General features: G+C 63.3%; 24 protein-coding genes. 9 read left to right on the forward strand and 15 right to left on the reverse strand.

What is annotated here, in order from left to right:
• Window positions 1-160: 160 nt before the first annotated feature.
• From LVJ94_06150 to LVJ94_06160, 3 genes are all read left to right on the forward strand, one after another.
• A complete protein-coding gene (locus tag LVJ94_06150) occupies window positions 161-1717 on the forward strand; it encodes a serine/threonine protein kinase (GenBank protein ID WXB06814.1) in 1557 nt (518 codons plus the stop codon).
• Between the two features lie 361 nt (window positions 1718-2078).
• Window positions 2079-4586 carry a VCBS repeat-containing protein gene (locus tag LVJ94_06155; protein WXB06815.1) on the forward strand — a complete coding sequence of 836 codons (2508 nt, stop codon included), beginning with the start codon at window positions 2079-2081 and terminating at the stop codon, window positions 4584-4586.
• A complete protein-coding gene (locus tag LVJ94_06160) occupies window positions 4583-5845 on the forward strand; it encodes a PEGA domain-containing protein (protein ID WXB06816.1) in 1263 nt (420 codons plus the stop codon). The genes LVJ94_06155 and LVJ94_06160 overlap by 4 nt, the downstream gene beginning before the upstream one ends.
• A gap of 53 nt (window positions 5846-5898) precedes the next feature.
• Here the strand turns inward: LVJ94_06160 and LVJ94_06165 are convergent, their stop codons facing one another.
• Both LVJ94_06165 and LVJ94_06170 read right to left on the reverse strand, forming a co-directional pair.
• On the reverse strand, window positions 5899-6681 hold the full coding sequence (locus tag LVJ94_06165; protein ID WXB06817.1) for a trypsin-like serine protease: 783 nt from the start codon (window positions 6679-6681) through the stop codon (window positions 5899-5901).
• Between the two features lie 122 nt (window positions 6682-6803).
• Entirely contained in the window at window positions 6804-7196 is a 393-nt protein-coding gene (locus tag LVJ94_06170; GenBank protein ID WXB06818.1) for a hypothetical protein, read from the reverse strand.
• Between the two features lie 118 nt (window positions 7197-7314).
• On the opposite strand from LVJ94_06170, the gene LVJ94_06175 reads away from it, so the two are divergent.
• Entirely contained in the window at window positions 7315-7635 is a 321-nt protein-coding gene (locus LVJ94_06175) for a hypothetical protein (protein ID WXB06819.1), read from the forward strand.
• Here LVJ94_06175 and LVJ94_06180 read toward each other — a convergent pair.
• Genes LVJ94_06180 through LVJ94_06195 form a run of 4 tightly spaced genes read right to left on the reverse strand, consistent with a single transcriptional unit; the run spans window position 7630 to window position 11937 of the window.
• Window positions 7630-9258, reverse strand: a complete 1629-nt coding sequence (locus LVJ94_06180) for a serine/threonine protein kinase (GenBank protein WXB06820.1) — start codon at window positions 9256-9258, stop codon at window positions 7630-7632. The two genes, LVJ94_06175 and LVJ94_06180, sit on opposite strands and share 6 nt — an antisense overlap.
• Window positions 9259-9262: 4 nt before the next feature.
• A complete protein-coding gene (locus tag LVJ94_06185; protein WXB06821.1) occupies window positions 9263-9808 on the reverse strand; it encodes a hypothetical protein in 546 nt (181 codons plus the stop codon).
• Window positions 9809-9813: 5 nt separating this feature from the next.
• Complete coding sequence (locus tag LVJ94_06190) at window positions 9814-11124, reverse strand: ABC transporter substrate-binding protein (protein ID WXB06822.1); 1311 nt, start codon at window positions 11122-11124, stop codon at window positions 9814-9816.
• Between the two features lie 45 nt (window positions 11125-11169).
• Window positions 11170-11937: a hypothetical protein gene (locus tag LVJ94_06195; protein WXB06823.1), complete on the reverse strand. Its 768-nt coding sequence runs from the start codon at window positions 11935-11937 to the stop codon at window positions 11170-11172.
• Window positions 11938-12780: 843 nt separating this feature from the next.
• Between LVJ94_06195 and LVJ94_06200 the strand changes: the two genes are divergently transcribed.
• The 3 genes from LVJ94_06200 to LVJ94_06210 are packed head-to-tail and all read left to right on the forward strand — an operon-like array spanning window position 12781 to window position 15154.
• A complete protein-coding gene (locus LVJ94_06200) occupies window positions 12781-14157 on the forward strand; it encodes an FAD-dependent oxidoreductase (protein WXB06824.1) in 1377 nt (458 codons plus the stop codon).
• Window positions 14154-14609: a nuclear transport factor 2 family protein gene (locus tag LVJ94_06205; GenBank protein WXB06825.1), complete on the forward strand. Its 456-nt coding sequence runs from the start codon at window positions 14154-14156 to the stop codon at window positions 14607-14609. The genes LVJ94_06200 and LVJ94_06205 overlap by 4 nt, the downstream gene beginning before the upstream one ends.
• Window positions 14606-15154, forward strand: coding sequence for an ester cyclase (locus LVJ94_06210; protein WXB06826.1), 549 nt, complete (start codon window positions 14606-14608; stop codon window positions 15152-15154). The genes LVJ94_06205 and LVJ94_06210 overlap by 4 nt, the downstream gene beginning before the upstream one ends.
• On the opposite strand, the gene LVJ94_06215 is transcribed toward LVJ94_06210, so the two are convergent.
• Window positions 15084-16607 (reverse strand): PLP-dependent aminotransferase family protein, encoded by a 1524-nt coding sequence (locus LVJ94_06215; GenBank protein ID WXB06827.1) that lies wholly within the window; start codon window positions 16605-16607, stop codon window positions 15084-15086. The genes LVJ94_06210 and LVJ94_06215 overlap by 71 nt on opposite strands.
• A 15-nt stretch (window positions 16608-16622) precedes the next feature.
• Window positions 16623-17039, reverse strand: a complete 417-nt coding sequence (locus LVJ94_06220) for a nuclear transport factor 2 family protein (protein ID WXB06828.1) — start codon at window positions 17037-17039, stop codon at window positions 16623-16625.
• 175 nt (window positions 17040-17214) lie between these two features.
• On the opposite strand from LVJ94_06220, the gene LVJ94_06225 reads away from it, so the two are divergent.
• Together LVJ94_06225 and LVJ94_06230 are read left to right on the forward strand one after the other, a co-directional pair.
• On the forward strand, window positions 17215-18048 hold the full coding sequence (locus LVJ94_06225; GenBank protein WXB06829.1) for a methyltransferase domain-containing protein: 834 nt from the start codon (window positions 17215-17217) through the stop codon (window positions 18046-18048).
• A gap of 114 nt (window positions 18049-18162) precedes the next feature.
• Complete coding sequence (locus LVJ94_06230; GenBank protein ID WXB06830.1) at window positions 18163-18798, forward strand: hypothetical protein; 636 nt, start codon at window positions 18163-18165, stop codon at window positions 18796-18798.
• A gap of 4 nt (window positions 18799-18802) precedes the next feature.
• Here LVJ94_06230 and LVJ94_06235 read toward each other — a convergent pair whose 3' ends face one another.
• The 7 genes from LVJ94_06235 to LVJ94_06265 form a co-directional block, all read right to left on the reverse strand.
• Window positions 18803-20032 (reverse strand): cytochrome P450, encoded by a 1230-nt coding sequence (locus tag LVJ94_06235; GenBank protein ID WXB06831.1) that lies wholly within the window; start codon window positions 20030-20032, stop codon window positions 18803-18805.
• Between the two features lie 21 nt (window positions 20033-20053).
• Complete coding sequence (locus LVJ94_06240) at window positions 20054-20773, reverse strand: alpha/beta fold hydrolase (GenBank protein WXB06832.1); 720 nt, start codon at window positions 20771-20773, stop codon at window positions 20054-20056.
• Window positions 20770-21930, reverse strand: a complete 1161-nt coding sequence (locus tag LVJ94_06245; protein WXB06833.1) for an acyl-CoA dehydrogenase family protein — start codon at window positions 21928-21930, stop codon at window positions 20770-20772. Before LVJ94_06245 ends, LVJ94_06240 begins: the two co-directional genes overlap by 4 nt.
• Complete coding sequence (locus LVJ94_06250; protein ID WXB06834.1) at window positions 21927-22187, reverse strand: phosphopantetheine-binding protein; 261 nt, start codon at window positions 22185-22187, stop codon at window positions 21927-21929. Before LVJ94_06250 ends, LVJ94_06245 begins: the two co-directional genes overlap by 4 nt.
• A gap of 372 nt (window positions 22188-22559) precedes the next feature.
• Window positions 22560-23621, reverse strand: coding sequence for an HAD-IIIC family phosphatase (locus LVJ94_06255; GenBank protein WXB06835.1), 1062 nt, complete (start codon window positions 23619-23621; stop codon window positions 22560-22562).
• Window positions 23618-24487 (reverse strand): 3-hydroxyacyl-CoA dehydrogenase NAD-binding domain-containing protein, encoded by an 870-nt coding sequence (locus LVJ94_06260; protein ID WXB06836.1) that lies wholly within the window; start codon window positions 24485-24487, stop codon window positions 23618-23620. Before LVJ94_06260 ends, LVJ94_06255 begins: the two co-directional genes overlap by 4 nt.
• Window positions 24484-25203 carry a class I SAM-dependent methyltransferase gene (locus LVJ94_06265; GenBank protein WXB06837.1) on the reverse strand — a complete coding sequence of 240 codons (720 nt, stop codon included), beginning with the start codon at window positions 25201-25203 and terminating at the stop codon, window positions 24484-24486. The genes LVJ94_06260 and LVJ94_06265 overlap by 4 nt, the downstream gene beginning before the upstream one ends.
• Window positions 25204-25205: the final 2 nt, after the last annotated feature.

Genomic DNA, 25205 nt, shown 5'->3' on the forward strand with positions numbered 1-25205 from the left:
CGACGCCAGTGCTTCGTGGCGATTGCGTGAACACGAAATCGATTCAGCTCGTCGACGTGCATATGGGGTGATGCGAGGGGAGAAGCTCGGCCATGTAGAGCCAGAAACCGAGAATCGCATGGCAACGTGTCCGAATTGTCGGGGGCATTACCCGGATGGCGTGAGTTTATGTGCGCAGGATGGCGGCATTCTCTTGCCGGATGCTGCCTTCACGGGGGTCGAGCGCGCCATCGAGCCCGGTCTCGCCGTGGGAGAGTATCGGATCGAGGAGAAGATCGGCGAAGGGGGATTCGGCACCGTTTATCGAGCGATCCATCCGCTCATCGGAAAAGCGGCGGCCATCAAAGTGTTGAATCGTCAGAGTTCCGCCAATCCCCGAGTGGTCACTCGGTTCATTGCCGAGGCCCGAGCCGTCAATCAGATCCGCCACCGCAACATCGTGGATATCTTTTCCTTCGGGGCCTTGGACGACGGCCGGCCGTACCTCGTCATGGAGCTTTTGGAGGGAACGACGCTGGAAAAATATTTGAGAATCGAGAAGGGGCGTCTCACCCCCGAAGAAGCGATTCCAATTTTGCGCGGTGTGGCGCGTGCGCTCGACGCCGCCCATGCGGCGGGGATCATTCATCGCGATCTGAAGCCGGACAACGTCTTCCTCTCGTTCGACGAGGACGGCCGCCCTTTACCGAAGCTGCTGGATTTCGGCGTGGCCAAGTTGAGGAACACAGAGGGTGTGCTGGGGGACAAGACGCGAACCGGCATCCCCATCGGCACACCGTGCTATATGTCGCCGGAGCAAAGCCGGGGGAAGGCCGTGGATCATCGCACGGACATCTATTCGTTCGGTGTGCTCACCCACGAGCTTTTGACGGGCAAACTGCCGTTTTTCGGCAGCGACGTGGTGGACCTCCTTTTGAAACAGACGAACGAGACTCCACCGCCCATGTCGTCGGTCTGCCGCGCGGTTCCTCCGGCGCTCGATGCTCCCGTATTGCAAATGTTGGAAAAGGACCCCGCCTCTCGGCCCGACTCGGCGGGTGACGCGCTCGAGTTGCTGGCCACCGCCGCCAAGGTCGCAGGATTTCGCGTGAGCACGGCAGGCGCCCTCGCGCCCGATCTTCCCATTTCGCAGAAGCGCCATGCTCCGCCCACACCGCGAGGTCGTGAGGTCGCGACGCTCGAGATGGCGGAAACGATGACCGTCGGTCACGCGGTGGTCGACATGCCGCCGGCGAGGCGCTCGGCCATTCGACTCACCAGGGCAGCCTTTGGAGGTGCGGGGGCACTCCTGACCATCGTCCTTCTGCTGATGGGAGCCGGGCTGATAGGTCAGGCGAAGCGGGAGGTCGCGTGGCCATCGCCGTCGTCGTACGTGGCTGCGCTTCCTCCTCCTGCATCTGCGCCGGCCGATGTGCCTGCGAAGGAGGTCTCCGTCATCGTGCACGCCACCCCGCTGCACGCGACGGTCTGGCAAGAGCGGGACAATCTTGGGAATGCGCCAGGCCCGTTCCGACTTCCGCGCACGCTGGGAACGACGCGACTCACGGTCAAGGCCGATGGGTACAAGCCGTCCGATATCATCGTCGATACCAGCAGCAACGTGAGCGTCTTGATCGCGCTCACCAAATGGCCTGTCCGGCCGGTGGAGGGCGCCAAGATCCCCGCCCGGCCCCCGCGCCAACGAGGCGAAATTCCAACGGACATCCACGAGCAGTGAGGGCGGCGAGAAGCATGCGACAGGAAGGCGAATGAACATTCTACGATTCGGAGGGGGCCTGGTTGCGACCATGGCGTGCGTATTTTCTTGTCGCGCCCTACCCAGTGCAGGCCGGTGTGGGAATGATATTGCCGAGGCAGGGGAGGATTGCGACGGATCCGCTACGATTCCCGGCACGGTCTGCGATCAGTGTCGTTTCGTGTGCACGCAGTGGGACACGAACGCAACGGAGCGCAACGATTGCCCGGGTGGCTACTTCTGTGCACCCAAGGCCGAACGGAGGTGGCGGGACGGGGCCCGCGGCAAAGGTCCGCACCTATGCCGTGCCCCATCTGGCGCGTTCGAGGCGATGCCGCTTCAAATGGCCTTCAGAGACTACCTCGATGTAGCCGATGTCGATGGAGACGGACGAAAAGAACTGGTGGCAACGTCATCGTCGCTCACTCAAGTTTTTGCATGGAACGACCGGCGCGCGTTCAGTCCAAACGAAGCGCTGTTCAAGCCGCTCTCGAGGATTCCGAATTGGAATCCAAGCCTCGACTCCGTCAGGCCGGTCGTCACATCGCTGCTCGGTCAAGGAGGCGACGCTTTGCTCTTTTCCGCGGGCCAGATCTCGGTGTGGCTCGCGGATGCGGTATCGCACACCTTGGAGGCCGTGCAGTATCCGAGCGTCATGTTCGAGCACGCCGAGGGCCTCCACGTGGTGTTTGCGGATACCCACACGACCGTTGCCGGGGCTCCCTCGACCGGCGACGAGCTGTATGCATTCAGGCCGGGGTTCGGGGCCGTTGGGCATCATATCGCGTTGTTGCAGGGGCACGTGGTCACGCCGGTTCAACGGCTCCGCGAATCTCCGGCGCGATTGGCCGGCGACGTGCAAGTCCGTGACGTGGATGGGGACGGACTTCCCGAGCTCCTTTACGCGTTCGAGGGGAACACGGGGGTCGATGTCTTCTTCCCCAAAAAGATGATTCCGCCGGCGGCGCCATGCCCCGGTTCCGCGGCCCCCGCACCCGATCCGGCCGTGCGCGTACCGAGCGGCTACGCCGTTGGTCCGAAAGGGATTCTCGTCGAGGACCTCGACGGGGACGGCAAGCTCGACATTCTGATACACATTCAACGCGAAGCCCGCGCGGAGGGCGAATCGACGTCCAGCGTCGTCGTGGCCTATGGCACGGGCAAGGGAACATTTCACTCGTCTCCCGGCCTTCCCTCCGCCGGCGTCCCCGACGGACATACGTCGAACTTGAGCGCGGACTTGCTCGCGGGGCTGGGATCCACCCTTCCATTGGCCGCGGGGCAACTGACGAACTTTGGCCTCGAGTCGGACCCGTTTTGCGATTTCGTTTTGCCCGACAAAATCCTATTTCGAATCGACGCCGGGACGGGGCCGAGCTTGGTCGAGAAACGTTCGCGGCACACGTGGCAGGAGGCAAAAATCGACGATTTCGATCACGATGGCTCGCCCGATGTGGTGGCCCGCTCGAACGGAGCGCTCGTGTTCTACCACGGGACGGGAAAGCCCATGGTGATGAGTCGCTCCGAACACGCCGTGAGCAACATCACGGGGATGATCGTCGGCGATTTCGACGGCGACCTGCGCCCGGATGCCGCATGTTCCGTTTCGGGCGGGAACGGTTCGGAACTTCGGATCCTGTACGACCTGGGGCACCCCGAAGATGCGCGCACCGAAAAGGATGACGAGTTCGTGCGCACCGGGCATTTTTCGAGCATCGAGCGAATGGCCTCCGGCTATTTTGCCATGGCGGAACCTTCTCAGCCCGGCACCGCCGACGGGCTCGCGGACATCGTCGTGGTGGGACGGGCGAGTGACCCCGATGCGCGGTACCTTTCGCTGCTCCAAGGGTCGGGATCACGAAGGATGCTTTCTCCGCTCGAGCTCGATCGTCTCATCGAAAGGAAGAACGGCGGGCAGGATGGCGGGGTCGAATCGCTGGCGCTGGCCGTGGGGAAGTTCCATGACCCGGACCATCCGAGCATCGCGGCGCTGGGGCGGTCCGCGGGAAAGCCGCCAGCCTACGGCCTCTGGCAACTCCTTCTGACCCGCGATGCGCAGGTCGTTCCGGGGGCGACGACGCACGATCCATTGCCGAAGCAACTATTGACGTACCCCGCGCGGCTGCAGTGGGACAAGGCCTCGCTGGCCGCGCTGGACCTCGACCCGGATTCCGTGCCGCCGCTCGACGAGCTCGTGCTCGCCGTCCCTCCGGCCGCGGGTCCCGAGCCGGCGAAGGGAGCCCTCGTCGTCGCGAAGTTCCGCGAGGGCACGTGGATCGTCGAATCCATTCGCCCGCTCGGGGAAATGTTCGATCCAGGGCTGCCGTGGAAGGTGCAAGCCGTCGACATCGACGGCGATGGCCACAAGGACCTGGTCGCGCTGTTCCAAGACGGAAAGGAGGGGGACGGACGCACGCGTGTGAAGCTCGATGTCTACTTCAACGACCGAACTGGGACGCTGAAGGAGCCCGTGACCATCTCCGTGCCGGATCAAGACATCGTCGATGGTGCATGGCTCCATGCGGACCCGAATTCGACGGAGAGGGACAAGCGGGACATCGTCGTTCTGACCCGACCCTCGGACGATCGGGACGCCGAGGCGGACGTTTTCTTGCTGACCACCGATACGACGAACAAAGCATTCGCTCCGGCGCGCTCGCTGTTGGTCTCGTCCTCCGCGCTCGCATTGCGGCCGATCACGGCCCGTTCGTCGCGTAGCTTTCGCGGAAGCATTGCCGCCGGCGACATCGATGGCGATGGAGTCGATGACATCGTTTATTCGATTGGAAATAGCGCGACGTTGCTGAAAGGGACGCCCTCGCTTTCCGACACGCCGCGGAGGGAGCGATGAAGGCGCGCGTGGCCGCATCGCTCTTGCTGGCGATGCTCGTTTCCGGTGACCTTGCCCGTGCGGGCGAAGGGGTGAAGCCTTCCGAGGACGAGCGGGCCAAGACGCTCTTCAGCTCGGGCGCACAAGCGTATGCCTCGGGGCAATTCGCCGCGGCCATTCAGGCCTTTGCCGAGGCGAATCGTGTGATGCCGACTCCCGCCATCGTCTATTCCTTGGCGCAGGCGCACCGCCGGCAATATTTCATCGATCGCAATCCGGATCATCTTCAAAAGGCCATTGCGAATTTCCACGGGTACATCGAGCACGTCGCCAATGGCGGCCGGCGCGCCGACGCCGTGCAGGCACTCTCCGAGCTCGAGCCGCTCGTCGCACGCATGGACGAGCCGCCGTGGCGTGCAGGCCCGAAAGCGGGCCCCTCACGGGGGAACGAGGAACCGGCGCGGCTCATGATCACGACACAGCCGAGTGGCGCGCAGGTATCCATCGACGGCAAGCGGGCTTGGACGTCGCCCTATGCCGCGGAGGTGACCCCGGGCAAGCATCGCGTTCACGTGACCCTCGACGGGTACTTCGAGGAGGATCGCGAAGTCCTCGCGGTCGACCACGTCCTCGTGCCCGTGCCGCTGGAGCTGCGAGAGCGCCCAGCGCGGCTCACGATTTGGGCGCCGAAAGGGGGTGTGATTGCCATCGATGGGCAGACGGTGGGCATAGCGCCTCGGTCCGAGCCATTCCAGGTCGTCTCGGGGCGGCATGAAGTGACCGTCACCAAGAATGGCTACCAAACGTTCTCGCGGGAGATCTCCTTCCGCCGCAACGAAGCACGAACGCTGTCCGTGGAGCTGCACCCGACGGGGCAGCGTATCTTGGCGCGCTGGTTGATGATCGGGGGCGGCGCCTTGATCGCGGCGAGTGGCGCCTTCGTCGTCCTCGCGCTGAAGCAGCAACAGGAGGCACTCGACGTGCAGGAAGCGCAGAAAACGCGCCTCCGCGGGCCAAGCGACGAAGGGGACTACCGCGACGCGCTGGAGGGACGCGACCGGTGGCGGATGGCGGCCATTGGCGCATTCTCCGTGGGCGGGGCGGCGCTCGTGGGTGGGCTCGTGCTCCATGCCTTCGACCCGCGGACCCCGCCACCCCCGCGTGCCCATCTCGGCGAGCAGGGCCCGCGTGCACCGGGGCCACTCGAACCCGTCGAGATGTCCGTCGTCCCCACGCTGGGGCCAAGCGTGGCGGGTCTCACCTTGAAAGGCCGATTCTGAATTCACGGCCTTTCAGGGTGCACGCATGGCCTCGTGCGTCCGGACGAGCGACGTCAGGGCGCGCCGTCGATGTAGGCCCGAATCCACGAATGCACCTTGGAAACGACGCCGCTCTCCGCGGTGCCATTGCAGGTGATTCCGCTGACCGTCGAATGAACGCCATAGACGTACGTTTTCCCGCCCACGGTGACCAGATCGGGGCCACCGCTGTCACCCTGGCAGGTTCCGCCCTCGCGCGCGTCGAACTGCGCGAGCAGATGGTTGCTGGAGAAATCGACCGTGCTGTACGTCACGTGCAGTCGCTTGGGATCGGTCAACGGCACGCGCGGGTTCGTGTCGGTGCGGCCGAATCCGATGGCATCCAACGCAGCGCCGACCTGGATCGTATCGAGCTCGGGAGGTAGCGGGGGGATGACCTTCATGTTCCCGTCGGGATCCGTGAAGGAGACCATGCAGAAGTCGTAAGGGGTTCCCGTTCCTTCGTACGAAGCGTGCGCTTTGATGGCGGTGATTGGATATTGCGTCGCCGTTCGAAGGGCCGCGCCAATCCCGACGAGCGTGGGGAGCGAGCCCGGCTTGCAACAATGCGCCGCCGTAAGCACGTAACCCGTCGTTTGTTTGGTTGCGACGATGGTTCCCGTACAAAGACCGCCACCTTCGGGATCGTACAGGGAAACGACTTCGTCGTGATTGTCGGCGCTCCCGCGGATGATGGGGGCTTGGGACCAACCCGTGCTTTCTTCTTCCTGGACAGCGCCATCGCGCCCGCCGCCGCAAGCGATGAAGGCTGCGCTGCAGAGAACGAAGGAAACACACTTGATATCACATCGAATCATGAAAACCTCCTCGGGTCGGGGTGCCGGTTGCAACGTGCTTCGAAGTGCTATGGCTGGTCGAACGCGCCTCCGTGAAACGAAGTGACCGAACTCGCTCCTGAATGAATGAATTGTCGCCGCCCTCACTCGAGGTCTTGGCCCGGGCGTGCGCGGACCACGCACCAATTCTTGGAGGTCCGCTCCGTCAGGGCATCGACGAGCCGTTCACCCAAGGTCAATACCACGTTCAATTGTTCGAGTTCGCGGCACAATCGATGGATCGTCCTTCTCTCCCGCCAGCTCGAAGCCGCCTCCAGACGGCACGATAGGTACCGCTTGCGGGCGGCGAGCCATTGCATCTCGTCGCGGAAAAAGCGGCTCGAACGGGCCAAAAAGGCGTCGTCGGGCAAGTCGCACCGGGAGCGCGCGTCGTCCAAGAGCGCCACCTGCGCGATCGCACGGAAGAGTGCCTCGTCGATCCCGCGTGCGAGGACGGCGAGCGCCTCGACGGGATATCGATTTATGCGTTGCATCATGACGATCCCTCGCCTCTCGAAGGTAATGGCTGGGGACGGAGCGAGGCTTCATTCGAAATCGAATGATTTCGGATTTTCGAACAATGGGCTGCGTTCGATCGGCCATAGGATCGCTCGAATGGACTGGAAAGAAGAAACGGCATCGGAGCTTCGTCGCGCACAAGGGTACGTCGAGGGGTGGACCGACGCTCAAGTGCACAATATTCTGCTCGCGCTCAAGGTGCGACACATTCCCGTTTCGCGAGAATTGCGGGAGCGCCTGCTCACGTGCCACGAGCCCGAAGAATTGGAGACCTTGTTTCTTCGGGCCATCGATACCACGACCTGCCCCGAGTCATGGGGCAACGACGTTACCGCCCGTGCGCTCGTCGCCCGTGTGGAGGTCGATACCGTCGATGGGGCGGTGGTGGTGCGAATCGTACCCGAGGCACGCTCATAGGCACTCGGGGCGTATGCGTTTGATCCCGCGATCGTCGACATAATATGGCGCCCCGCAGCTCGGAGGTTTGGATGCCGATGCCGCAGAGTTCGGGGCCGCGGCCGGTGGGGGCGCCGATGGAGGTCGCACGGGGGTGGATAGCGGCATTTTCTCCAACGCCAGCGTCACTTTGGCATTGGCGTCGAAGGTGATTTGCACGGCATCCGGATGATAGCCGCGGGCCCGCGCGCGAAACTCGTGGACGGCACCGTCCGCCGTCACCTTGCGGACGAATGGATTCGTCGGCAGCCGCTCATTGTCGAGAAAGAGTGCGACCCCCGGGGTCGGTGACGCGAGCTCGATGGTGACTTCGATGGGGGGCGCAGGGGCGGGAGAATCGGGCACATTCGTCGCACTCGGCGCAGCGCGGGCATGCGCCTCCACGGGCTCCAAATGCTGCGCGAGGTGCACGAGGCGCGGAGCCGCGAGGGTGGCGGCCGCCGCCGCTCCAAGCAACGCAAATCCGATCAAGGCGCGGCGCTTCGGTGGCCTCGTCACGGAGGTGGACTCGACATGCATCATCGGTGTCGAACCACCGGAGGGCGACAGCGGTATCGGTTGGAGAAGTCGGTAATGCCCCGACGAGAGTGTCGCCAATTTCCCCAGTTGCGCCTCGATGGCTGCCTTTCGCGCGGCGCGCACGTCGGAGAAGAGCTCCGAGACGAACGCGCCGATTTCGCAGGGTCGAATGTGCGCGTTGGTGCGGCGTAGCTCGTCGTCGAGCGCGTTCGCGCAATCGGCGGCCGTCGCATAGCGATCGTCCGGGTGGGGGGCCAGCGCCTTCATGCAGATGCGCTCGAGGCTTTGTGAAATATTCGCTTTTTGCGTATGCGGGGGTGGAATGGTGCCATCCACGAGCTTGTGCATGATGCGCACGTCCGATTCGCCCTTCCAGAGGGGCTCGCCGGTGCACGCTTCCCACAACATGACGCCCACCGAGAAGATGTCCGCGCGCCGGTCGACCTTCCCCAACACTTGCTCGGGCGCCATGTACCGGATCTTGCCCTTGAGTTTGCCCGCCTGCGTCTCCATGCCTTGCGCCGCCATGGCTTTGGCGATGCCGAAGTCGAGAATTTTTACGCAGCCATCGAAGGTGATGAAAACATTTTGAGGCGAAACATCGCGATGGACGAGATCGAGCTTCTGCCCGTCGAAATCCTCGAGTTCATGTGCGTGGTGAAGGCCCGCGAGGGTATCGGCCAGCACCTGGAGATGCATGGCAACCGGCATGCGCACACCGCGCTTCCGCGCCCGCGATAGAATCTGCGAGAGCGGCTGTCCGTCGAGGTACTCCATGATGATGATGGGGACGCCGCCCTCTTCGTTGACCTCGTACGTCTGGACGACGTTGGGATGATTGAGGCGGGCCGCCAGGCGCGCCTCGTTCAGGAACATCGCTTGAAACTCGGGATCGCTGGACAGGTAACGACGAAGGGACTTCAACACGACGAGCTTGTGGAAGCCGGATGGGCCTCGCAACGCCGCCAGATGGACGCGCGCCATTCCCCCGCGACCGAGCTCCCCGATGACGAGGTGCCGGCCATCCATCGGCGGCTCGCGATCCGAATCGAAAGGCTCGTCCATGGTTTCAGCCGCCCTCGCCAAGAACGCAACGGGACGCCGTGCAATGTTGATTCGGCCCGCAGCTCTTTCCGCATTCTCCACAATGCAGGTCGTTCGCGTTCGTGCGCGTTTCGCAGCCGTTCTCCGGTCTATCGTCGCAATCGCCCCAATCGGAATTGCAGGCCACGACGACGCAGACACCATTGGAGCATCCGGGAACCGCGTTGGCCAAAACGCACTTCTGTCCACAGGCCCCGCAGTTGCCAGGGTCGAAGTTGATGTCGGTCTCGCATCCCGTTAGCGCATTGTCATCGCAATTCTCGAATCCGGGGCGGCACGTCGAAATGCTGCAAGAGCCGTTCGGTGCGCAGCGTGACGTGGCATTCGTGAGGGCGCAAGGCGCACAGGTGTCGAGTGAGCATCCCGTTTGCGGATCGGCCAAGCCGACGCAATGCTCGTTGCAGCTCTTTTGGCCCGAGCCGCATTGGCCATTCTGTAGAGGGTCCAACTCGGCTGTAAAGCTGCAGGCGACGATGGCGCAGGCGACGACGATGACGACGAGTCGGTTCATCGAACTCATTGGAGACGGGCGTACGTCGCACGCAGGATGCCAAGGACTTTGTCCACGTTTCGGTCGATGAAAAAGGTCGCGAGGGCTACTCCAATGGAGGTCGCGTATTCCTCGTCCGCCGCCGATCCGTGGGCAAGGCTCGGAACGAGCTCTCCGGTCGAGAAATCGTGAATCGTGGTGCGCGCCATCGGATCGAACTGCGATACGTCGATGTCCTTGCGCGCGGGAATCGATCCTTTCTTGAGGCTGAAGGCCGATTGGAGCTCTTTCCCTCCCGACAATCGAAGGAGCTCGACGGCGTTCGCACGGGACGTCGCGCCCTTCGGCAGGCCGAAGGTGTCCGTGATCACGATGAAGCTGCCGTCCGTACCCGGCGCCGGAAAGGCGTCGAAGTCCACCGCGGGCTTCATGTTGCCGCCCTTCTCGGAGATGAAGAATCCTTTGGCCCAATCGCCCATGAAGGTCATCGCGGCCTCGCCGGTGCCTACTTTGTTGGCTGCCTGGTCCCAGGAGAGCGTCGCGGAGTCGCTGTTCACGAAGGCGAAAAGGGATTTCAGATCTTCCAGGGCCGCGCGCACGATGGGGCCGTCGCCCGCCTTCTTTCCGGCGAAATAGTCCCGGAAGAACGCGCTTCCGCCTCGGGCGAGCAAAAGGTCCTCGAACATCATGACGATGGGCCAAGGGTATTTCGTCCCCAGCGCAATGGGCGTGACCTTCTGCGCCCGCAATGAGGCGGCCGCGTCCTTCAGGTCGTCGAGTGTCTTCGGAACGGCGACCCCATGCTCCGCAAAGACGCGAACGTTGTAAAAGACCGCATTGCCGCGATGGACATTGATGGGAACGGAGTAAACCTTTTCATGGAAGCTGACGATATCGAGAAGCTGCGCCGGAAAGGCCGATCTCCACCCCTCTTGGTCGAAGAGAAAGGTGACATCCTCCATTTTGTTGGCCGAGTCGTCGAGGATGCCCTTTGGTCGCACCCACGCGCCGATCAGCTCGCGCCCGCCATGAACCTGGAAGACGTCCGGTGGTAGATTCTCGGTCATTCGTTTCTTCAGCTCGTCCTCGCGCGTTTTCGTTCCGCCGGCGACGGCCGCGTTGACGACCGTGACATCGGGAAACGCTCGTTCGTACGTGTCGATGATGACTTCGAGCGCTTCCTCTTCGCCGCCCGCGGTCCAGTTGGAAAAGATCTCGACCTGACCGCGACGTCGTGTCCGGGGGCCGTCATCGTGTTCTGCGCAGCTCACCGCGCCCATGCCCAGCAGCAGCGCTACGATCGCGAGCTTCGTAAAACGTGTTCGCGCGACAATCATCCTGTCTACTCCTCCGGGCGTGCCCCCTTCGACCGGTCAGCTTCCTCAGAAGCGGCCGTTCAATTCGATATGATCGAATCCGAAGCCCACCCGCACCTTCGAATGGCCGGCCTTCGTATTTCCTTTGGCCCGTTGGGTTCGATTTTGCTCCGATTCGCCCAATGGCACGTCCGGCCGCGCGAAGAACGCTATGGCCGCCCCCAGGAGCGCGCCCGCGCCGATTGCGAGGGAGATGTCCGCCACGAGATAGTCCGTTTTGGCGGGGCGGACCTGGTCGGCGTTGCAGAAAGGGGCGCAGCCCGTCTCGAGTTCGTTCCTCTTTTGCGCACCGAGGGCTGCGAAGACGGCAAAGCCGCCCATTCCGGCGAGCCCGATGCCGCCGAGCACGAAGACGGACGTCGGGACGGGCCGGCTCGTATTCCCTTCGTTCGGCGGGCGAGATACACTCGGAACCGTGGCGGGCGTGAGCCAACTTGCCGTGACGGATTTGCCCCGTTCGCCCTCCCGCGCGAGCACCTTTTGTTCGAGCGAGGGCTTTCCGTGCTTGGCGAATCGCACGGTATGCAGACCAGGGTCGAGCTCGATGGGGCGGCCGTCCAGGGTGCTGGCGACCAGCTTTCCATCGAGTGTCACCGCGACGTCGAAAACGTCGCCTTCGTCGGACTTTGCCTCGACGAGGATGGACGGGATGGCTCGCTCGACCTGCCCCAGCCATTCGACGCAGTCGGTTCGCACGAGGCCGGGACACGTCTCTCCCGCGCAAACACGCAGTTTGGTGCGCGCGGAAAGCAGTTCCCCATTCTTGCGTGCCACCTGCGACTCCTCGTAGGCCTCGCGGCACGCGGCTTTGCTATCTTGTGCCGGACATGGACGTGGGGACGCGAGCAGGAAAAGGGCTACGCTCTGCGTTGCCCACATCGAATACTTCATGATTCGAACTGCCTAACATTAAGTTGCGCAAATATGAATATCGTCGACTCACTCGTTCGACGGAGTGTGTCGATCGCCGTCGGAACCAATGTGCGTCGCGGGGCGTGGGAGCAGGTGACCCACGGCCAGTAGGCCCTCCTCACCGCTCGTTACATCGGCTGCCGTGCGGGCGGTCAGCGCGCGAATGAACCATGTTTCGATTTGTCTGGCGTTCGTGCATGCGCGGATGCGTCTACGCAGTGCGTCTGAAATTGCGATTCGCCGAAGATCGAGCGAAAGAAGTACGTCGTGTGCTCTCGCTTCGTTCCAGCCGTGTGCCCACCCATCTTGCCAAATCATGTCAACGTCATGCTCCACGCCGTTACGTCGTGCAACGGTTTTCATGAGTGCGCTGGCGCGCGCATGATTATTGTTCATTTTGTCAATTGCCATTCTTGGTTCGGCTGCGCGCTATTGGCCAAGAGTCAAATAGGACGGATTGCGCATATGCGCTATCAATGACGGATATTGGTTGACCCTCGCGATATTGAATCGTTTCGAGCCATGACGGACGGTCGTCAGCAAAATGAGCTCGTGGTTCTCCGTCGTCGTGCCGGCATCTCCGCGCCCGCGCTTGCGAACCGTCCGCACGCGACGCCTGCGAATAAGTGGCATCTTACGATGCGTCAAAAGTGGCTGTAACGAAACGGCCACTTTTGGTTCACCATAACTTCTCGAGGAGATGGAATGAAGGACTGCATCGTCGTGGGCGCCGGCGTATCCGGGCTGGTCACCGCGCGGGAGCTCGAGCGGCGCGGTCGCTCCGTCACCGTGTTGGAAGCGCGAGACCGCGTCGGTGGTCGCACCTTGAGCCCTTCGTTCGGGGGAGCTCGACTCGATGTAGGCGGTCAATGGATAGGGCCCCGTCAGCGACACATTGCCGAATTGGTTCGGGAGCTCGGTCTGGCCACGTTTCCGCAGCACCACGCCGGCAGCAAATTGCTGGCGCGCGGTGAGGACACGGTACGCTACGGAGGCGTATTCGCATTTCCGCGGATGTCGCCCTGGGCGATGATCGATCTGCTCCTCGCGCGGCGGCGCCTCGCGCGCAGCCTCGCCGAACTCGAGCCCGAGCGACCCTGGGCATCGCGGGACGCGCGCGCTTGGGACGCGCTGACCTTCGAGGCGTGGATGAACAAGAACATCCGCACCCAGGGCGCGCGATTTCTACTCTCGAACGTCGTGCGGGCGGTGGTGGCCGCGGAACCCGAGGAAATATCGTTCTTGTTCTTCCTCGATTTCCTCCGGCGGGGAGGCTCGCTCGACGAAACCGTAGGAATCCCGGGCGGTGCGCAGGAAACGCGCATCGTCGAAGGTATGCAAAGTGTCTCCGAGCGCATGGCCTCCGCCCTTGGCGAGGCCGTGCATCTCGGCGAGCCCGTGCGGGCCATTCACCAACGCGATCGATGGGTGGAGGTGATCACCGACCGCGAGACGCATACCGGCCGATTCGTGGTGGTGAGCGTTCCGCCCGCCATCGCGGCGCGCATCCGATATGGCGTCTCCCTCGGAAGAGACCGCGAGCGCCTCATGGATCGATTGCCGATGGGATCGGTCATCAAGTTCGTCGTGCAATACGAAACACCTTTTTGGCGCCAAGCGGGGCTGAGCGGAGAAGCCGCCAGCGACCGAGGGATCATTCTCATGACCATGGACGCCACGGCGGCGAATGGGAGCGTCGCGGCGCTCGTCGCCTTTTCCCTGGGAAAGCAAGGGCGCTACTGGGCGAAGCGCCCGCCGGAGGAGCGAAAGCGCGCCGCGCTCGCCGAATTGACGCATCTTTTCGGCCCCAAGGCCGCTCATCCCGTGCGGTTCGAGGAGAAGGTGTGGGTGGACGATCCATGGACCGGCGGCTGCTATTGCGCCGTCCCGGGGCCCGGCACCCTCACGTCGTTCGGCGATGCGTTGCGCGCTTCGTGCGGACGCATCCATTGGGCGGGATGTGAGACGGCGTTGGAGTGGCCCGGGGTCGATGGTGCCGTCGAATCGGGAAAGCGCGCGGCAGGGGAGGTTCAGGGCCGTCTCGCCGTCGAAACGTCACGCACCATGGAGGTACGAGCATGAATTCCGCCGAGCAGATCGTCGCCGATGCCGAACGTTGGTTCAATACGCGCAACCTCGAAGCCATTCTCTCTTGCTACACGAAGGATGCCGAGGTCGAGATTCTGGCGGACGGCATCTCCACGGTCGGGGTAGGCCCGGACCAGATCCGGCGCATATGGCAGTTGGTTTTCGGAACGTTCCCCCGATTCACGGTCACGAAGAAGCTCATTTCGGCCGATCCGGAAGGCGCCATCGTCAATGAATGGCAAGGACAGATGGACGGAACCGGATGCGCGCGCGGGTTCGACCTATTCTGGCTCGACGCGGCCGGGGCCATCGCACGCCATCAAGTCTTGAGTTTCGGCCGCGTGGTGGAATACGGCGCGGCGGCGAGCCGCGTGCGCTTCGCCCTGTTGTATCCGCGCCACGTACTTCGCGCGCTTCGGGTCGAACACCAACTCGGTGCGCGATGAGCGGGATGAACCAAGGCCAGCTCCGCGCCGCACGCGAGCGGATCGTCGAGGATCACCTCGCCGCCGAGGTCGACCACGATTTCGCGCGAGCCCTCGCGACGTTTGCGCGTCCCCGGTATGAAATCGCGGCGACCTCCGAGGTGCACGACGGTGCCGACGCCGTGAGTGCTTTTTACCGCGAGTCCGATACCGCATTTCCGGACTTTCAACTGGTCACCCGGCGTATCCAATACGCCGACGATGCCGTCTTTCATACGGTCATCTTTCGCGGCACCCACCTCGGCGCGTGGCGTGGATTGCCGGCGACCGGCCGGCGTGTCGAGTATCCGATGCTCAATGTGTTTCTTTTCGAAGAAGACAGGTTGGTCTGCGAAGAGATGTATTTCGATTTGCTCACGCCGCTCAAACAGCTGGGCATCGCGCGCGATCCGACGTCCGTCTCCGGGCGGATCGGCGCCGCGCTCAATCATCCGCTCACCGTGGGCGGCGCTCTGCTGCGCGCGGCGTTCCATCCGCGCGAATCGCGCGGCCGAGGCGGCGAATAGCTTCGCGGAGCGAGGCCTCGTCGAGCAGGCCATAGCCGATGAGCAACCCGGAGCGCGGCTCGCCGAGGTAATACGGCGCAATGGAATATATCCCGACGTCCAATGCGCGCGCGCGAACCACGATGCGGGCGAGCTCCCGGGGCGAGGTTTTCGGGAGCCAAAGCACGATGTGAAGGCCGGCCGCACCCCCGCCAACCTGCCAATCGACTTGATGGGAAAGCCCGCCGAGGGCCAGGGTGAGCTCCTCGAGAAGTGCGCGGCGCTTGCTCGCATACCGAAGGCGCGAGCGACGAAGGTGACGGGCGAAATCGCCCGACTCGATGAAGCTCGTCAGCGCGACCTGCTCGAGGTTGGGGCAGGACCAATCGCTGGTCCACTTGGCGGCGCGCACGACGTCGACCAGCGACGGAGGTACCACGATGTAGCCGATCCGAAGCGACGGAAAGAGCGTCTTCGAGAAGGTGCCGGCGAAGATGACCCGGTGGCCGCCGTCGAGCGCGTACAAGGTCTCGATCGGGCGACCTTCGTAACGGAGTTCCCCGTCGTAGTCGTCCTCGAAGATGCAGGCGTCCTGCCCCGCGGCCCACGATAGAAGCATCTGGCGGCGTGAGAGGGACATGATTCGGCCCGTGGGGAATTGATGCGATGGCGTGACGTACACGAGCCTGCACCGGGTCCGCCTCGGCACCGCGGTGACATCGATGCCCTGCTCGTCGACGGGGGCGGGAACGAGGCGTGCACCCGCCGATGCGAACGCGGCGCGTGCGCCGAGGTACCCCGGCTCCTCGAGGACCACGCGATCTCCCGGATCGAGCAGCAGGCGCGCGACGAGGGCGAGCGCTTGCTGCACGCCTGCGACCACGATGATTTGATCCGGGTGGCAGCGCACCCCACGGGCGGACAAGATGTGCCGTGCGATGGCCTGTCGAAGCGACTCCGTTCCCTCGGGCTCGCCGTAGGAAAGGGCGCGTGGTGTGGCGTGGCGCGCGGCATCCGTCAGGGCCTTTCGCCATGCGTCGAGCGGAAATGCGCGATGATCAGGCAGCCCGTAGAGCAACTCGAAGCGCGCCAGCTCTTGTTCGGCGAATGCTCGGTACGGATAGCCGAAGGCTCCTTCGGAAAGGCGCTGCCCGTACGCCGAGAGGGCCGGCGACGAAGGCGGCGCGGCCTCGTCGGGCGTGGAGGCCACCGGGTCGAGTGTGGAGGCGACCCGCGTCGCCGAGCCTCGGCGCGCTTCCAGGTATCCTTCGGTTAGCAGCTGCTCGTACGCATGTTGCGATGTCGTGCGTGAAACCTCGAGCTCGCGCGCGAGCGTGCGTGTCGACGGCAGCCGGTGGCCCGGCGGAAGCTCGCCCCGCAGGATGGCTGTGCGCAATGCCCGCACGATCTGCGTCTGAAGAGCGCCGTCTCCATCGAGGGTGAGCCAATGTTGAGCGACCCGCCGTGCTTGCACGCGGCTTTCAGCTTATCACGCAGCCCGCACGAAGAATGCATTCATGCCGGGTACGTCGGATAGATAGGTCTCGATGGCGGCGATTCTGCCGCCCTCGAGCCGGCACACGGTGGCGACGTGCTCGTCGAGCACCACATCGCCACGCCGGCCCGTGTTGTGAAGCAACAGCGCGACGTTTTGGCGACTGACCACGATGTGGTCCAGCTTGAAGTGGACGCCGAAGCCTGCGATCGTCCGTAGGTGCTCGACGACGGCGTCGCCCCCGACGATGCATCCGGAAATGAGGTTGTCGCCGGGAAGTGTCCACGTTGCGTCGTCTCGTACGAAACGTCGCAATGCACTCCAATCGCGCGCCACGAGCGATTCGTAGAATGTTCGTCCGATTTCCGCGATGGTTTCCGGCGTCGATGCGGCCATGGTGGGCGTGCTCATGAGATTTTCCCTTCGAGAGAGAAGGTAGACGGGCCTTCGCGCTCTCGGTAGTGCTCGAGATCGAGAGCCTCCCTCTCGCCGGATGAAAAGCGAAAGATCCGCCGATGCAGCCGAAAGGCGCGCCCTCGAACGCGGCCGCGGTGGGAACTACATTGGGTGCACGATGGGAGGAGCGATGGGCGAAATGAATCAGCGGCAAATCGAGGATTGGAACGGACCGCGCGGGGCTCGATGGCTCGCGCACCACGCATGGCTCGACCGAAGTTTCACGGCCTTCAGCGAGGCGGCGCTCAGGGCCGCAAACCTGCGCGCGGGGGAAATCGTGCTGGACGTGGGCTGCGGCCCGGGGGCGACGACCCATGAGATTGCCCAGCGGGTGGCCCCGGGCGGGCGCGTCGTGGGCGTCGATGTCTCGGCGCCGCTGGTCCAGCGCGCCCGTGAGCTCGTGCAGGGCACGAACGTGGCATTCGAGCTGGCCGACGCCAGCCTCCACCCCTTCGAGCCGGGGGCGTTCGATGTGCTGTTCTCCCGCTTCGGCGTTATGTTCTTCGACGAGCCTGAGAGGGCTTTCGCGCACCTCCGCGCGGCGCTGCGGCCGGATGGGCGAGTTGCGTTCGTTTGCTGGCGAACGGCCATGGAGAACGATTGGTTCCGTGTGCCATTTCGGGCGCTGCAGGATGTCCTCCCGCATCTCGCGCCCGCGGATCCGTCTGCACCGGGGCCATTTGCCTTCGGCGACCGGCATCGCGTCGAGCGCACTTTGCGCGCGGGAGGGTTTGCGAATATTGCCATGACGCCGTTCGACGCCCCCTTGTACGTGGCCGCCGATGCCGACGAATCGCTGGACCAAACGCTGCGTGTCGGGCCGTTCGCGGGCATGTTGGCGGAGCAATCGGAGGACATGCGCCAGCGGGGATTGTCCTCGATCCGCGCGTCATTGGCCGCGCGGGCCACCGGTCGAGGCGTGACCCTTTCCGGCGCCGCCTGGATCGTGACGGCCGACGTGTAGGCCATCGCCTCGTGCGAATCGCAGGTAGATGGTATTGATACGGTAATTATGGCAATTGAGTTTGATTCGGATTGTAAATCGCGTTTTACATACTGTCTCGCCACGGCGGTGGCCGTGGCGGCGTGCTCCGGAGAGGTCGTTCGCGCTCCGCAACGAGAGGTACCTGGGGATGCCGTCGCTGCACCAACGGCCGATTCGGGCACCCGCGATGCGGGCAGCGGCGATGCGGGCGCGATCTCGGAGGAGGCCGCGCCGGTCGACGCGGACGGCCCAACGCCACGGTGGGACGCAACGGGGTGCGCATTTCGGCGAGTGCGTCCGCCCGAATCCACGGTGGACAAACAATGCTGTCAGCCCGCTGCGGGTATTTCGGTCTGCGTCGCGACGAGGTCGACGGTCAACCATCACACGGTCGGGCCGTACACGGAACGAACGCTGACCGTCACGCGCACCATGGAAAACGAGCCGATCCTGACGCTTGCGCTCGATCGCAAGGTTCACGGCTCGATGTCCCACCCCGATTCGGAAATCGTCTGGCTGTTGGTTCGCCTGACCGACATGGGGCTCGAGGTCGTGCGGAGCCGTTCCCGTGAATTCGGTCGTGTCTGGTCACCCGGAGGGTGCAAGCGAGCGTGCATGGCGGCCGGTACGTGCAAGGGTGAGGCGTTGCACGTGGCGAACATCTGCGCCAGCGCGGGCACCTACGTCTGGGACGGTCACGGCTTCGTCCACTCGCCGGCGGAGCCATAGGGAGTTAGCGAATGGCGACTTCGTATTTCTTCATCGAGCGCATCAAGGGGTGCGGTTCGAATTCCGGTTCGCCGAGGGGCTTCATTTCGGGGAAGCGCTTGAACAGCGTTCCCACCGCCATCACCAGCTGCAAGCGCGCGAGCGCGGCGCCCAGGCACGTCTGTTGTCCCGCCCCGAAGGCAACGGTCTGTTTCAGATCGCGACGAATGTCGAATTGCTCCGGGTTGGGGAACACCTCTTCGTCTCGAAGCGCCGCACCCAAGAGCGGAATGACCATTTGCCCTTTTCGTAGCTGGATACCCGCAAAATCCATGGCCTCCGTGCAGTATTTGGGAAATCCCGTCTTCGCGAACATGTCGAATCGCAACGTCTCCTCGACGGCGTTGCGCAAGAGTGAGGGATCGCGTTGCACTTCCGCCAGAGAGGCGGGGTGCCGGAGCAGCGTGCGTACCGCCCACGCGATGCCGTTCTTCGTCGCGTCTCCGCCCGCCACGAAGAAGGTGAAGACCAGGGACAGAAGTTCTTCTTCGGACAGTTTGGCGTCTGCGTCACGCGCGGTAATGAGCGTGCTCAAGAGATCGTCCTCGCGAGGGTTGTCGCGACGTTCTGCGATGACCCTGTGCAACATGGCCACCCACCGCGGTGTCGGCGCGATGGCGGCGATGATCTCGTCCGGCGGTAAAGCGATGTTGGCGCTCCGCGCAGCGGCGAGGCCGAAGGCGCAGAGATCCTCCCGCATTTCCTCCGGGATGGCCAGCATGTCGCAAATGACCTCCGACGGCAGAGGGCCCGCGAACTTGGCGATGTCCAAACGATTGCCCTCCACGATCTTGTCGAGGAGCGCGTCGATGGTTTTCTGAATGCGGCTTTGCATTCGTTCGACGCTGCGCGGGGTCATCGTGCTCGCGACGAGCTTGCGCACCGGTCCGTGGCGGTGATTGGGCAAGTTGCTCAAGCCATTGTCGAGCAGCCTCTGGAAATCCGCGAGCTCCGGGGGCCATTGCTCGGGCGGGGCAAACTCCCACAATTTGTAATTGTTACTGAAGCGGCGATCGTTGAGGATGGCTTTGACATCGCGGTATCGGCTAACGACCACCGCTTGGCGGGATTGCCATTGGTACACGGGCGCGTTCTCGCGCAGCCAGCGGAACGTTGGATGCGGGTCGATCAGAAAGGTCGGGGCGTCCATGTCGAGGACGAAGTCGTCTATCTTTTTCTCGCTCAGAATATCCATCGTCGCGTCTCCTTTGTCTGATCATGCGGTGGGCTGGGCCGCGGTGAGGCGGGGCGTCGCGAGGGCGCGCTCGATGATCCGCGCGATACCCGGCCAATGGGATTGCAGGAAGAAGTGGCCGCCCCGTAGAACGTGAACGTCCCATCCGGCCGCCGCCACCTTGTGCCAACCTCGGACGAGGTCGGGGGTGATGGCGTCTTCGTCACCGGCAAAGGCCGTCAGCGGGATGACGTGGCGGGCATCTGCGCGCTCGTCGCAGGTTTCCAATACCTCGAAATCGGCACGCACGACCCGGCAGAAGTGCTGCATGAGTTCCTCGTCCGCCAAAACGACGCGGGGGCATCCTCCCAGTATTTCCAAGTAGGCTCGGAATTCGCTTTGCGTCAGAAGGTGCTTCGGTGTGGTGGCGGGGGCGCATCCAGGGCCGGACTTCCCCGACAGAAAAAGATGGCTCGGGCCGGGAAGGCCGCGGGCTGCGAAGCGCAGGGTGAGAAGATGCGCCACGAGCGCTCCCATGCTGTGGCCGAAAAATGCGAACGGTTCGGCGCGCTCGAGCTGCGGTTGCATTTGCCGTTCGTATTCGTCGAGGACGGCCTCCATGGATGTGAGTAGCGGCTCGCGGAAGCGCATTCCCCGCCCGGGCAGCTCCAGCAGAATGGCCTTCGGCCCCGAGAGCGCTTGCTTGAGCCCGAAATAGGATTGAGCACTTCCTCCGGCGTAGGAAAAGCAAAATAGATTCATGGATATCCCGTCGCGCGTGCGTACGTCTGCAATCCGTAATCGCCGAGGAGAAGCTGCTGGATTTGCGTGCTTCCTTCGATGATTTCCAGCACCCGCGCCTCGCGAAAGAGGCGCTCGACATCGTAGTCGCCGGAGAGTCCGTTGGCCCCGTGCAGCTGCAGCGCGGTGGTCGTGGTTCGCGTGGCCACGCGCGCAGCAAATTGTTTGGCCACGTTGGTGGCCATGATGGCTTCGGGATCACTGGCGCGCCGGAGCTCCCCCGCGTGCAGGCACAGCGCGCGGGCTGCGTGGGTGTCGGCCACGGCATCGCCCACCATGGCTTTGATCAGTTGGAAATCTTGGAGCGGCCGGCCGAACTGTTCGCGCCGGAGGGCATACGAGGCCATGGCCTCGATGGCGGCTTGGGCAACTGCCACCGCGCTCCAGGCGACGCTGTAGCGGCCCAGATCCAAGGCCGTGGACGTGACGTACGTGAACCCGGAGCCGAGCCGGCCCACGGCGTCTTCCCGAGCCAGCTCCACGCTGTCGAAGTGCAGCTCGGCGATGTGCGAGCCGCGCGCGGCCATGAGGCCACGAATCGGCTCGACCCGCACCCCTGCGCATGCCCGTGGAAGGAGGAACGCGGTGACGCCAGGGCCATTCGCGTCCCGCGCGATGACCAGAAAGACGTCGGCCAGCGCACCGAGCGAGGTCCAGCGTTTGGCTCCGCGCAAGACGAAGCCGCGGTCCGTCACCTCGTAGGACGTGCGGACCGATGCGGCGTCGCTCCCCACGTCGGGCTCGCTCAAAGCGAAGGCGGCGAGCGCTTCCCCGCGCGCGAGCCGTGGGAGCCAAGTCGACTTTTGCGCAGCGGATCCCCAACGGGCGAGGGTGCCGGCCACGATGGACGCATGGACGGTGAGGATGTAGCGGGTGTTGCAACAGACCTTCCCCACCTCCTCCGTCACCAGCCCCCAGGCGACGGGATCCAGTGGGCGCCCTCCCCATTCCTCGCCAACGAGGGCGCCGAGAAGGCCCGCATCCCCGAGCTCGCGCACGAGCTCTTTGGGCACCCCGCGTTCTTCGAACTCGGCCACCCGTGGACGGAGGCGCATCTGCGCGAACGCACGCGCCCCCTCCACGGCGACCGTTTGCTCGTGGGTGAGCGAGAGCTTCATGATTCGATCGGGTTGCCAATTTTTCGTTGGAGGAATTGTCGAATTTGGCTGATCGTGCTGAACGTCGAAATGTCCAGTTCGTCGTCGGCTACTTTGATGTCGAACTCTTTTTCGATGAAAGTAACGAGCTTGAGCGCCATCATTGAGTTGACGAACCCCAATCGAAAAATATCATCGTCGTCGCTCAAGGTGACACTTTGCTTCTGAGCCAGCACGTTTCCTTGGATGAATTCGCGTACCGATGCAATCGTGGCCATGATGGTCCTTTCGTGGGTGCTGTCTGGAACGAAATGCTCGAATATGAAGAAGGAAACCGCCAGGACGCCAGGATCGCCACCGGAAACGGCAATAAACCAAAAAGAAGAGGGTTTATGGTTGGTTCACGTGGCGATCCTGGCGTCCTGGCGGTTTCTTCTTCTTTTTGCTTGTGCCCACACGGTTCCTTGGAGCTGTTGAAACGGAATTCTCGAATATGAAGAAGGAAACCGCCAGGACGCCAGGATCGCCACCGGAAACGGCAATAAACAAAAAAAAGAAGGGTTTATGGTTGGTTCACGTGGCGATCCTGGCGACTCTTTTTGGCGTCCTGGCGGTTTTCTCCCTTCTGCTCGAGAATCGCGCCCGCCCATTCATGAGGAAGGTGTGGTGACGACGAGGTAGTCGGGGAACGGGGGGGCGCGCGAGAGGTCGGCTTCGAGAATGTGCGTGCTGCCCAGGTGTATTTTGGCGTCGCGGGTGTCGGTTTCGCGGAAGCCGTTGAATTTGAAGGCGACGAGCATGGCGCGGTTTCGATCGGTGGGGACGAAGTCGGCGAGGAGGCGTACGCCGGTGTGAGAGGCCTCGCGCATGATGAAGCCGAGAAGCACGGTTCCAACGCCGCGCGACATCACGCGGCACGACATCAATAGTAACCGCAAATGCCATGTTGTCTCGTCTTTCTCGACGAGTGCAAGTCCGATTTTGCCATAAGAACCATAGATGTCGGTGAGCTCGCACATGTAGAGCGCGTGCCGGTCGGAGCGTCGAAAGGCATCGAGCTCCTCGTACGAATACGTCTTCCCCGTGGCGTTGAGCTGGTTCGTGCGCACCGTGAGCTCCACGGCACGCTGGAGATCGTGCTCGCCGGCGTGGGAGATGGCGAAGCGCATGCCCAGGCTTTGCAGGAAGCCCTCGTTTGGCCCGGTGAAGGTCTCCTCGGCGCGCTTTCGCTGGTCGTCTTCGATGTACATCTGCCGCCGGCGCGCGGAATCGGAGGTGATGAACCGAGGAATCAAGCGCCGGTCGGCCACGAGCTCGCCGTACGTTTCCGCGGGGGCACATTGAACTTCGGCGTGCGTACTGGCCACTTCACCGCGCTCGAAGGGATCGTCGTCGATGAATAAGATGCTGTCGGCGCCGATGTTGAGGTTCTGGCGAATGCGCGCGATCGACTCCGATTTGGCGCCCCAATGGATCTCCGGGTAAAGAAAATAGTGCCACAAGCCCTCCTCCCGAAGCTTGGTCGCGGCGTCCTCGAAGTTGTTCTTGCTGGCAATCGAAAGCAAAATCCCGCGCTCGTCCAGGGTGCGTAGGATGCTCGGGATCTCCGGCTTCAGCGCGACGGCGCCCGATTCCGTCAGGACGCCGTCCCACAGCGTGCCATCGAGATCCCAGACGACGCATTTGACGTCTTTTCCTTCCGCCCGCATCATGGTGTCTCCGCGTAATCGAAAAAGCCTTTTCCACTCTTTCGCCCGAGCAGCCCGGCGTCGACCATCTTCACCAGAAGAGGGCACGGTCGGAATTTGGGATCGCAGTAGCTCTGGTAGAGCACCTCCAGGGAGTGGAGGATCGTATCCAGGCCGATCAGATCGCCGGTGGCCAACGGCCCCATTTTGTGCCCGAACCCATCGGTGAAAATGCGATCCACCTTGTCCGGCGAGGCCACCCGATCTTGCACCACGAAGGCGGCCTCGTTGATGGTCAGCATCAAGATGCGGTTGGTGACGAAGCCCGGGCTGTCGTTGACCACCACCGCATCTTTGCCGAGGGAGCGGAGCAGCGCCTCGGCCTCGGCGATCGTCTCCTTCGAAGTATGGTGCCCGACAATCACCTCCACCAGTTGCTTCAGCGGCACCGGGTTGAGCAAGTGCATGCCGATGACCCGGTCGGGGCGGGGCATCCAGGAGCCGACCTTGGTGATGGAGATGCACGACGAGTTCACCGCGTACACGGTTTCCGGGGAAAGCAGCGGCCCGAGTTCGCGGTAGACGCGTTGCTTCGACTCCACGTTTTCTACGATGTTTTCGATGACGAAGCGCACTTCGCTTGCGTGCTCGTAGCGCGTGCTCATCACGATGCGGGCCAGCACGTCGTCCAGCTTTCGGCCCGCGTATCGCTGGCGATCCATGAGGTTCACGAGCCGCCACAACTCGGCGAACCGTGCCTTGGCGCGCACGAGGGCCCCCTCGTCGATGTCTTTCAAAATGACCGAGTGGCCGTGGCTCGCCAGATCGAGCGCGAGATCGGCGCCCATGGTGCCGGCGCCGACGACCAATACCGTACTTCCAGAGCTCATTGGATATTCCTCCTTCGCCGGCAGACGGCGCCCATCATGTCATAGACGTAACCGCGGCTCGTCTCGAGCCGCTCGACGTCGAAGCCATATCCTTCCAACATCGTTTGAAATTCGCGTGCGCTCCAGAGCTCGCGGTATCCGAGATTGAGCTCCGGGTGGAGTTCGTAAAAGAGACGCGATAGGGGTGTATCCATCGGCACCAGAAGAAGCAAGCGACCATCGTCGTGGAGTTGATCGGCGTGGGCCCGCAGAATGTCGGTCTTGTCGGCGAAGTGCTCGATGACCCCAAAGCTGCATACGACGTCGAAGCGCTCGCTCGGGCGATAGGCGAAGAGGTCGGACATCACGTAGTCGATGCTCGATTTGGTGTCATCGTCGAGTGCGTCGAAGGCGCGCCGTGCCTCGACGTTGTTGTCGACGAGTGTGCCCTTCATGCCGTAAATCGAAACGAGCCATCGCGTGAGAAATCCGGTGCCGGCGCCGAGCTCCAGGACCTTGCGTCCCGGGGTGTCGACGTTCTGGAGCAGCGCGCGCAGCATGCGGGTCACCACGAAGGTGAACTGCGGGCGGTTCTCGCGGAGAAGGTCGCGAAGATCGTTGACCAAGGTGAGGGGATCCAATTGGCCGAGGTGCCGGTCGACGTTGCCTCGCGCGAAGAAGTCGGACCAATCGAACGCGGCGCCGCGGTCGGCGAGCATATTGCGTGTCAGGTACATGG

The organism is Sorangiineae bacterium MSr11367, assembly GCA_037157805.1.
In the GTDB taxonomy this organism is placed as follows: domain Bacteria; phylum Myxococcota_A; class Polyangia; order Polyangiales; family Polyangiaceae; genus Pendulispora; species Pendulispora rubella.

Excerpts from the sequence above, each read along its gene's own strand:
- LVJ94_06210 (WXB06826.1), top strand. The coding sequence starts at position 14,606 with ATGAGCGGGATGAACCAAGGCCAGCTCCGCGCCGCACGCGAGCGGATC.
- LVJ94_06220 (WXB06828.1), bottom strand. The coding sequence starts at position 17,039 with ATGAGCACGCCCACCATGGCCGCATCGACGCCGGAAACCATCGCGGAA.
- LVJ94_06240 (WXB06832.1), bottom strand. The coding sequence starts at position 20,773 with ATGAATCTATTTTGCTTTTCCTACGCCGGAGGAAGTGCTCAATCCTAT.
- LVJ94_06185 (WXB06821.1), bottom strand. The coding sequence starts at position 9,808 with ATGAACCGACTCGTCGTCATCGTCGTCGCCTGCGCCATCGTCGCCTGC.
- LVJ94_06175 (WXB06819.1), top strand. The coding sequence starts at position 7,315 with ATGGACTGGAAAGAAGAAACGGCATCGGAGCTTCGTCGCGCACAAGGG.
- LVJ94_06245 (WXB06833.1), bottom strand. The coding sequence starts at position 21,930 with ATGAAGCTCTCGCTCACCCACGAGCAAACGGTCGCCGTGGAGGGGGCG.
- LVJ94_06250 (WXB06834.1), bottom strand. The coding sequence starts at position 22,187 with ATGGCCACGATTGCATCGGTACGCGAATTCATCCAAGGAAACGTGCTG.
- LVJ94_06235 (WXB06831.1), bottom strand. The coding sequence starts at position 20,032 with ATGGATATTCTGAGCGAGAAAAAGATAGACGACTTCGTCCTCGACATG.
- LVJ94_06255 (WXB06835.1), bottom strand. The coding sequence starts at position 23,621 with ATGATGCGGGCGGAAGGAAAAGACGTCAAATGCGTCGTCTGGGATCTC.
- LVJ94_06165 (WXB06817.1), bottom strand. The coding sequence starts at position 6,681 with ATGATTCGATGTGATATCAAGTGTGTTTCCTTCGTTCTCTGCAGCGCA.
- LVJ94_06260 (WXB06836.1), bottom strand. The coding sequence starts at position 24,487 with ATGAGCTCTGGAAGTACGGTATTGGTCGTCGGCGCCGGCACCATGGGC.
- LVJ94_06155 (WXB06815.1), top strand. The coding sequence starts at position 2,079 with ATGGCCTTCAGAGACTACCTCGATGTAGCCGATGTCGATGGAGACGGA.
- LVJ94_06160 (WXB06816.1), top strand. The coding sequence starts at position 4,583 with ATGAAGGCGCGCGTGGCCGCATCGCTCTTGCTGGCGATGCTCGTTTCC.
- LVJ94_06200 (WXB06824.1), top strand. The coding sequence starts at position 12,781 with ATGAAGGACTGCATCGTCGTGGGCGCCGGCGTATCCGGGCTGGTCACC.
- LVJ94_06205 (WXB06825.1), top strand. The coding sequence starts at position 14,154 with ATGAATTCCGCCGAGCAGATCGTCGCCGATGCCGAACGTTGGTTCAAT.
- LVJ94_06180 (WXB06820.1), bottom strand. The coding sequence starts at position 9,258 with ATGGACGAGCCTTTCGATTCGGATCGCGAGCCGCCGATGGATGGCCGG.
- LVJ94_06190 (WXB06822.1), bottom strand. The coding sequence starts at position 11,124 with ATGATTGTCGCGCGAACACGTTTTACGAAGCTCGCGATCGTAGCGCTG.
- LVJ94_06170 (WXB06818.1), bottom strand. The coding sequence starts at position 7,196 with ATGATGCAACGCATAAATCGATATCCCGTCGAGGCGCTCGCCGTCCTC.
- LVJ94_06225 (WXB06829.1), top strand. The coding sequence starts at position 17,215 with ATGGGCGAAATGAATCAGCGGCAAATCGAGGATTGGAACGGACCGCGC.
- LVJ94_06265 (WXB06837.1), bottom strand. The coding sequence starts at position 25,203 with ATGTACCTGACACGCAATATGCTCGCCGACCGCGGCGCCGCGTTCGAT.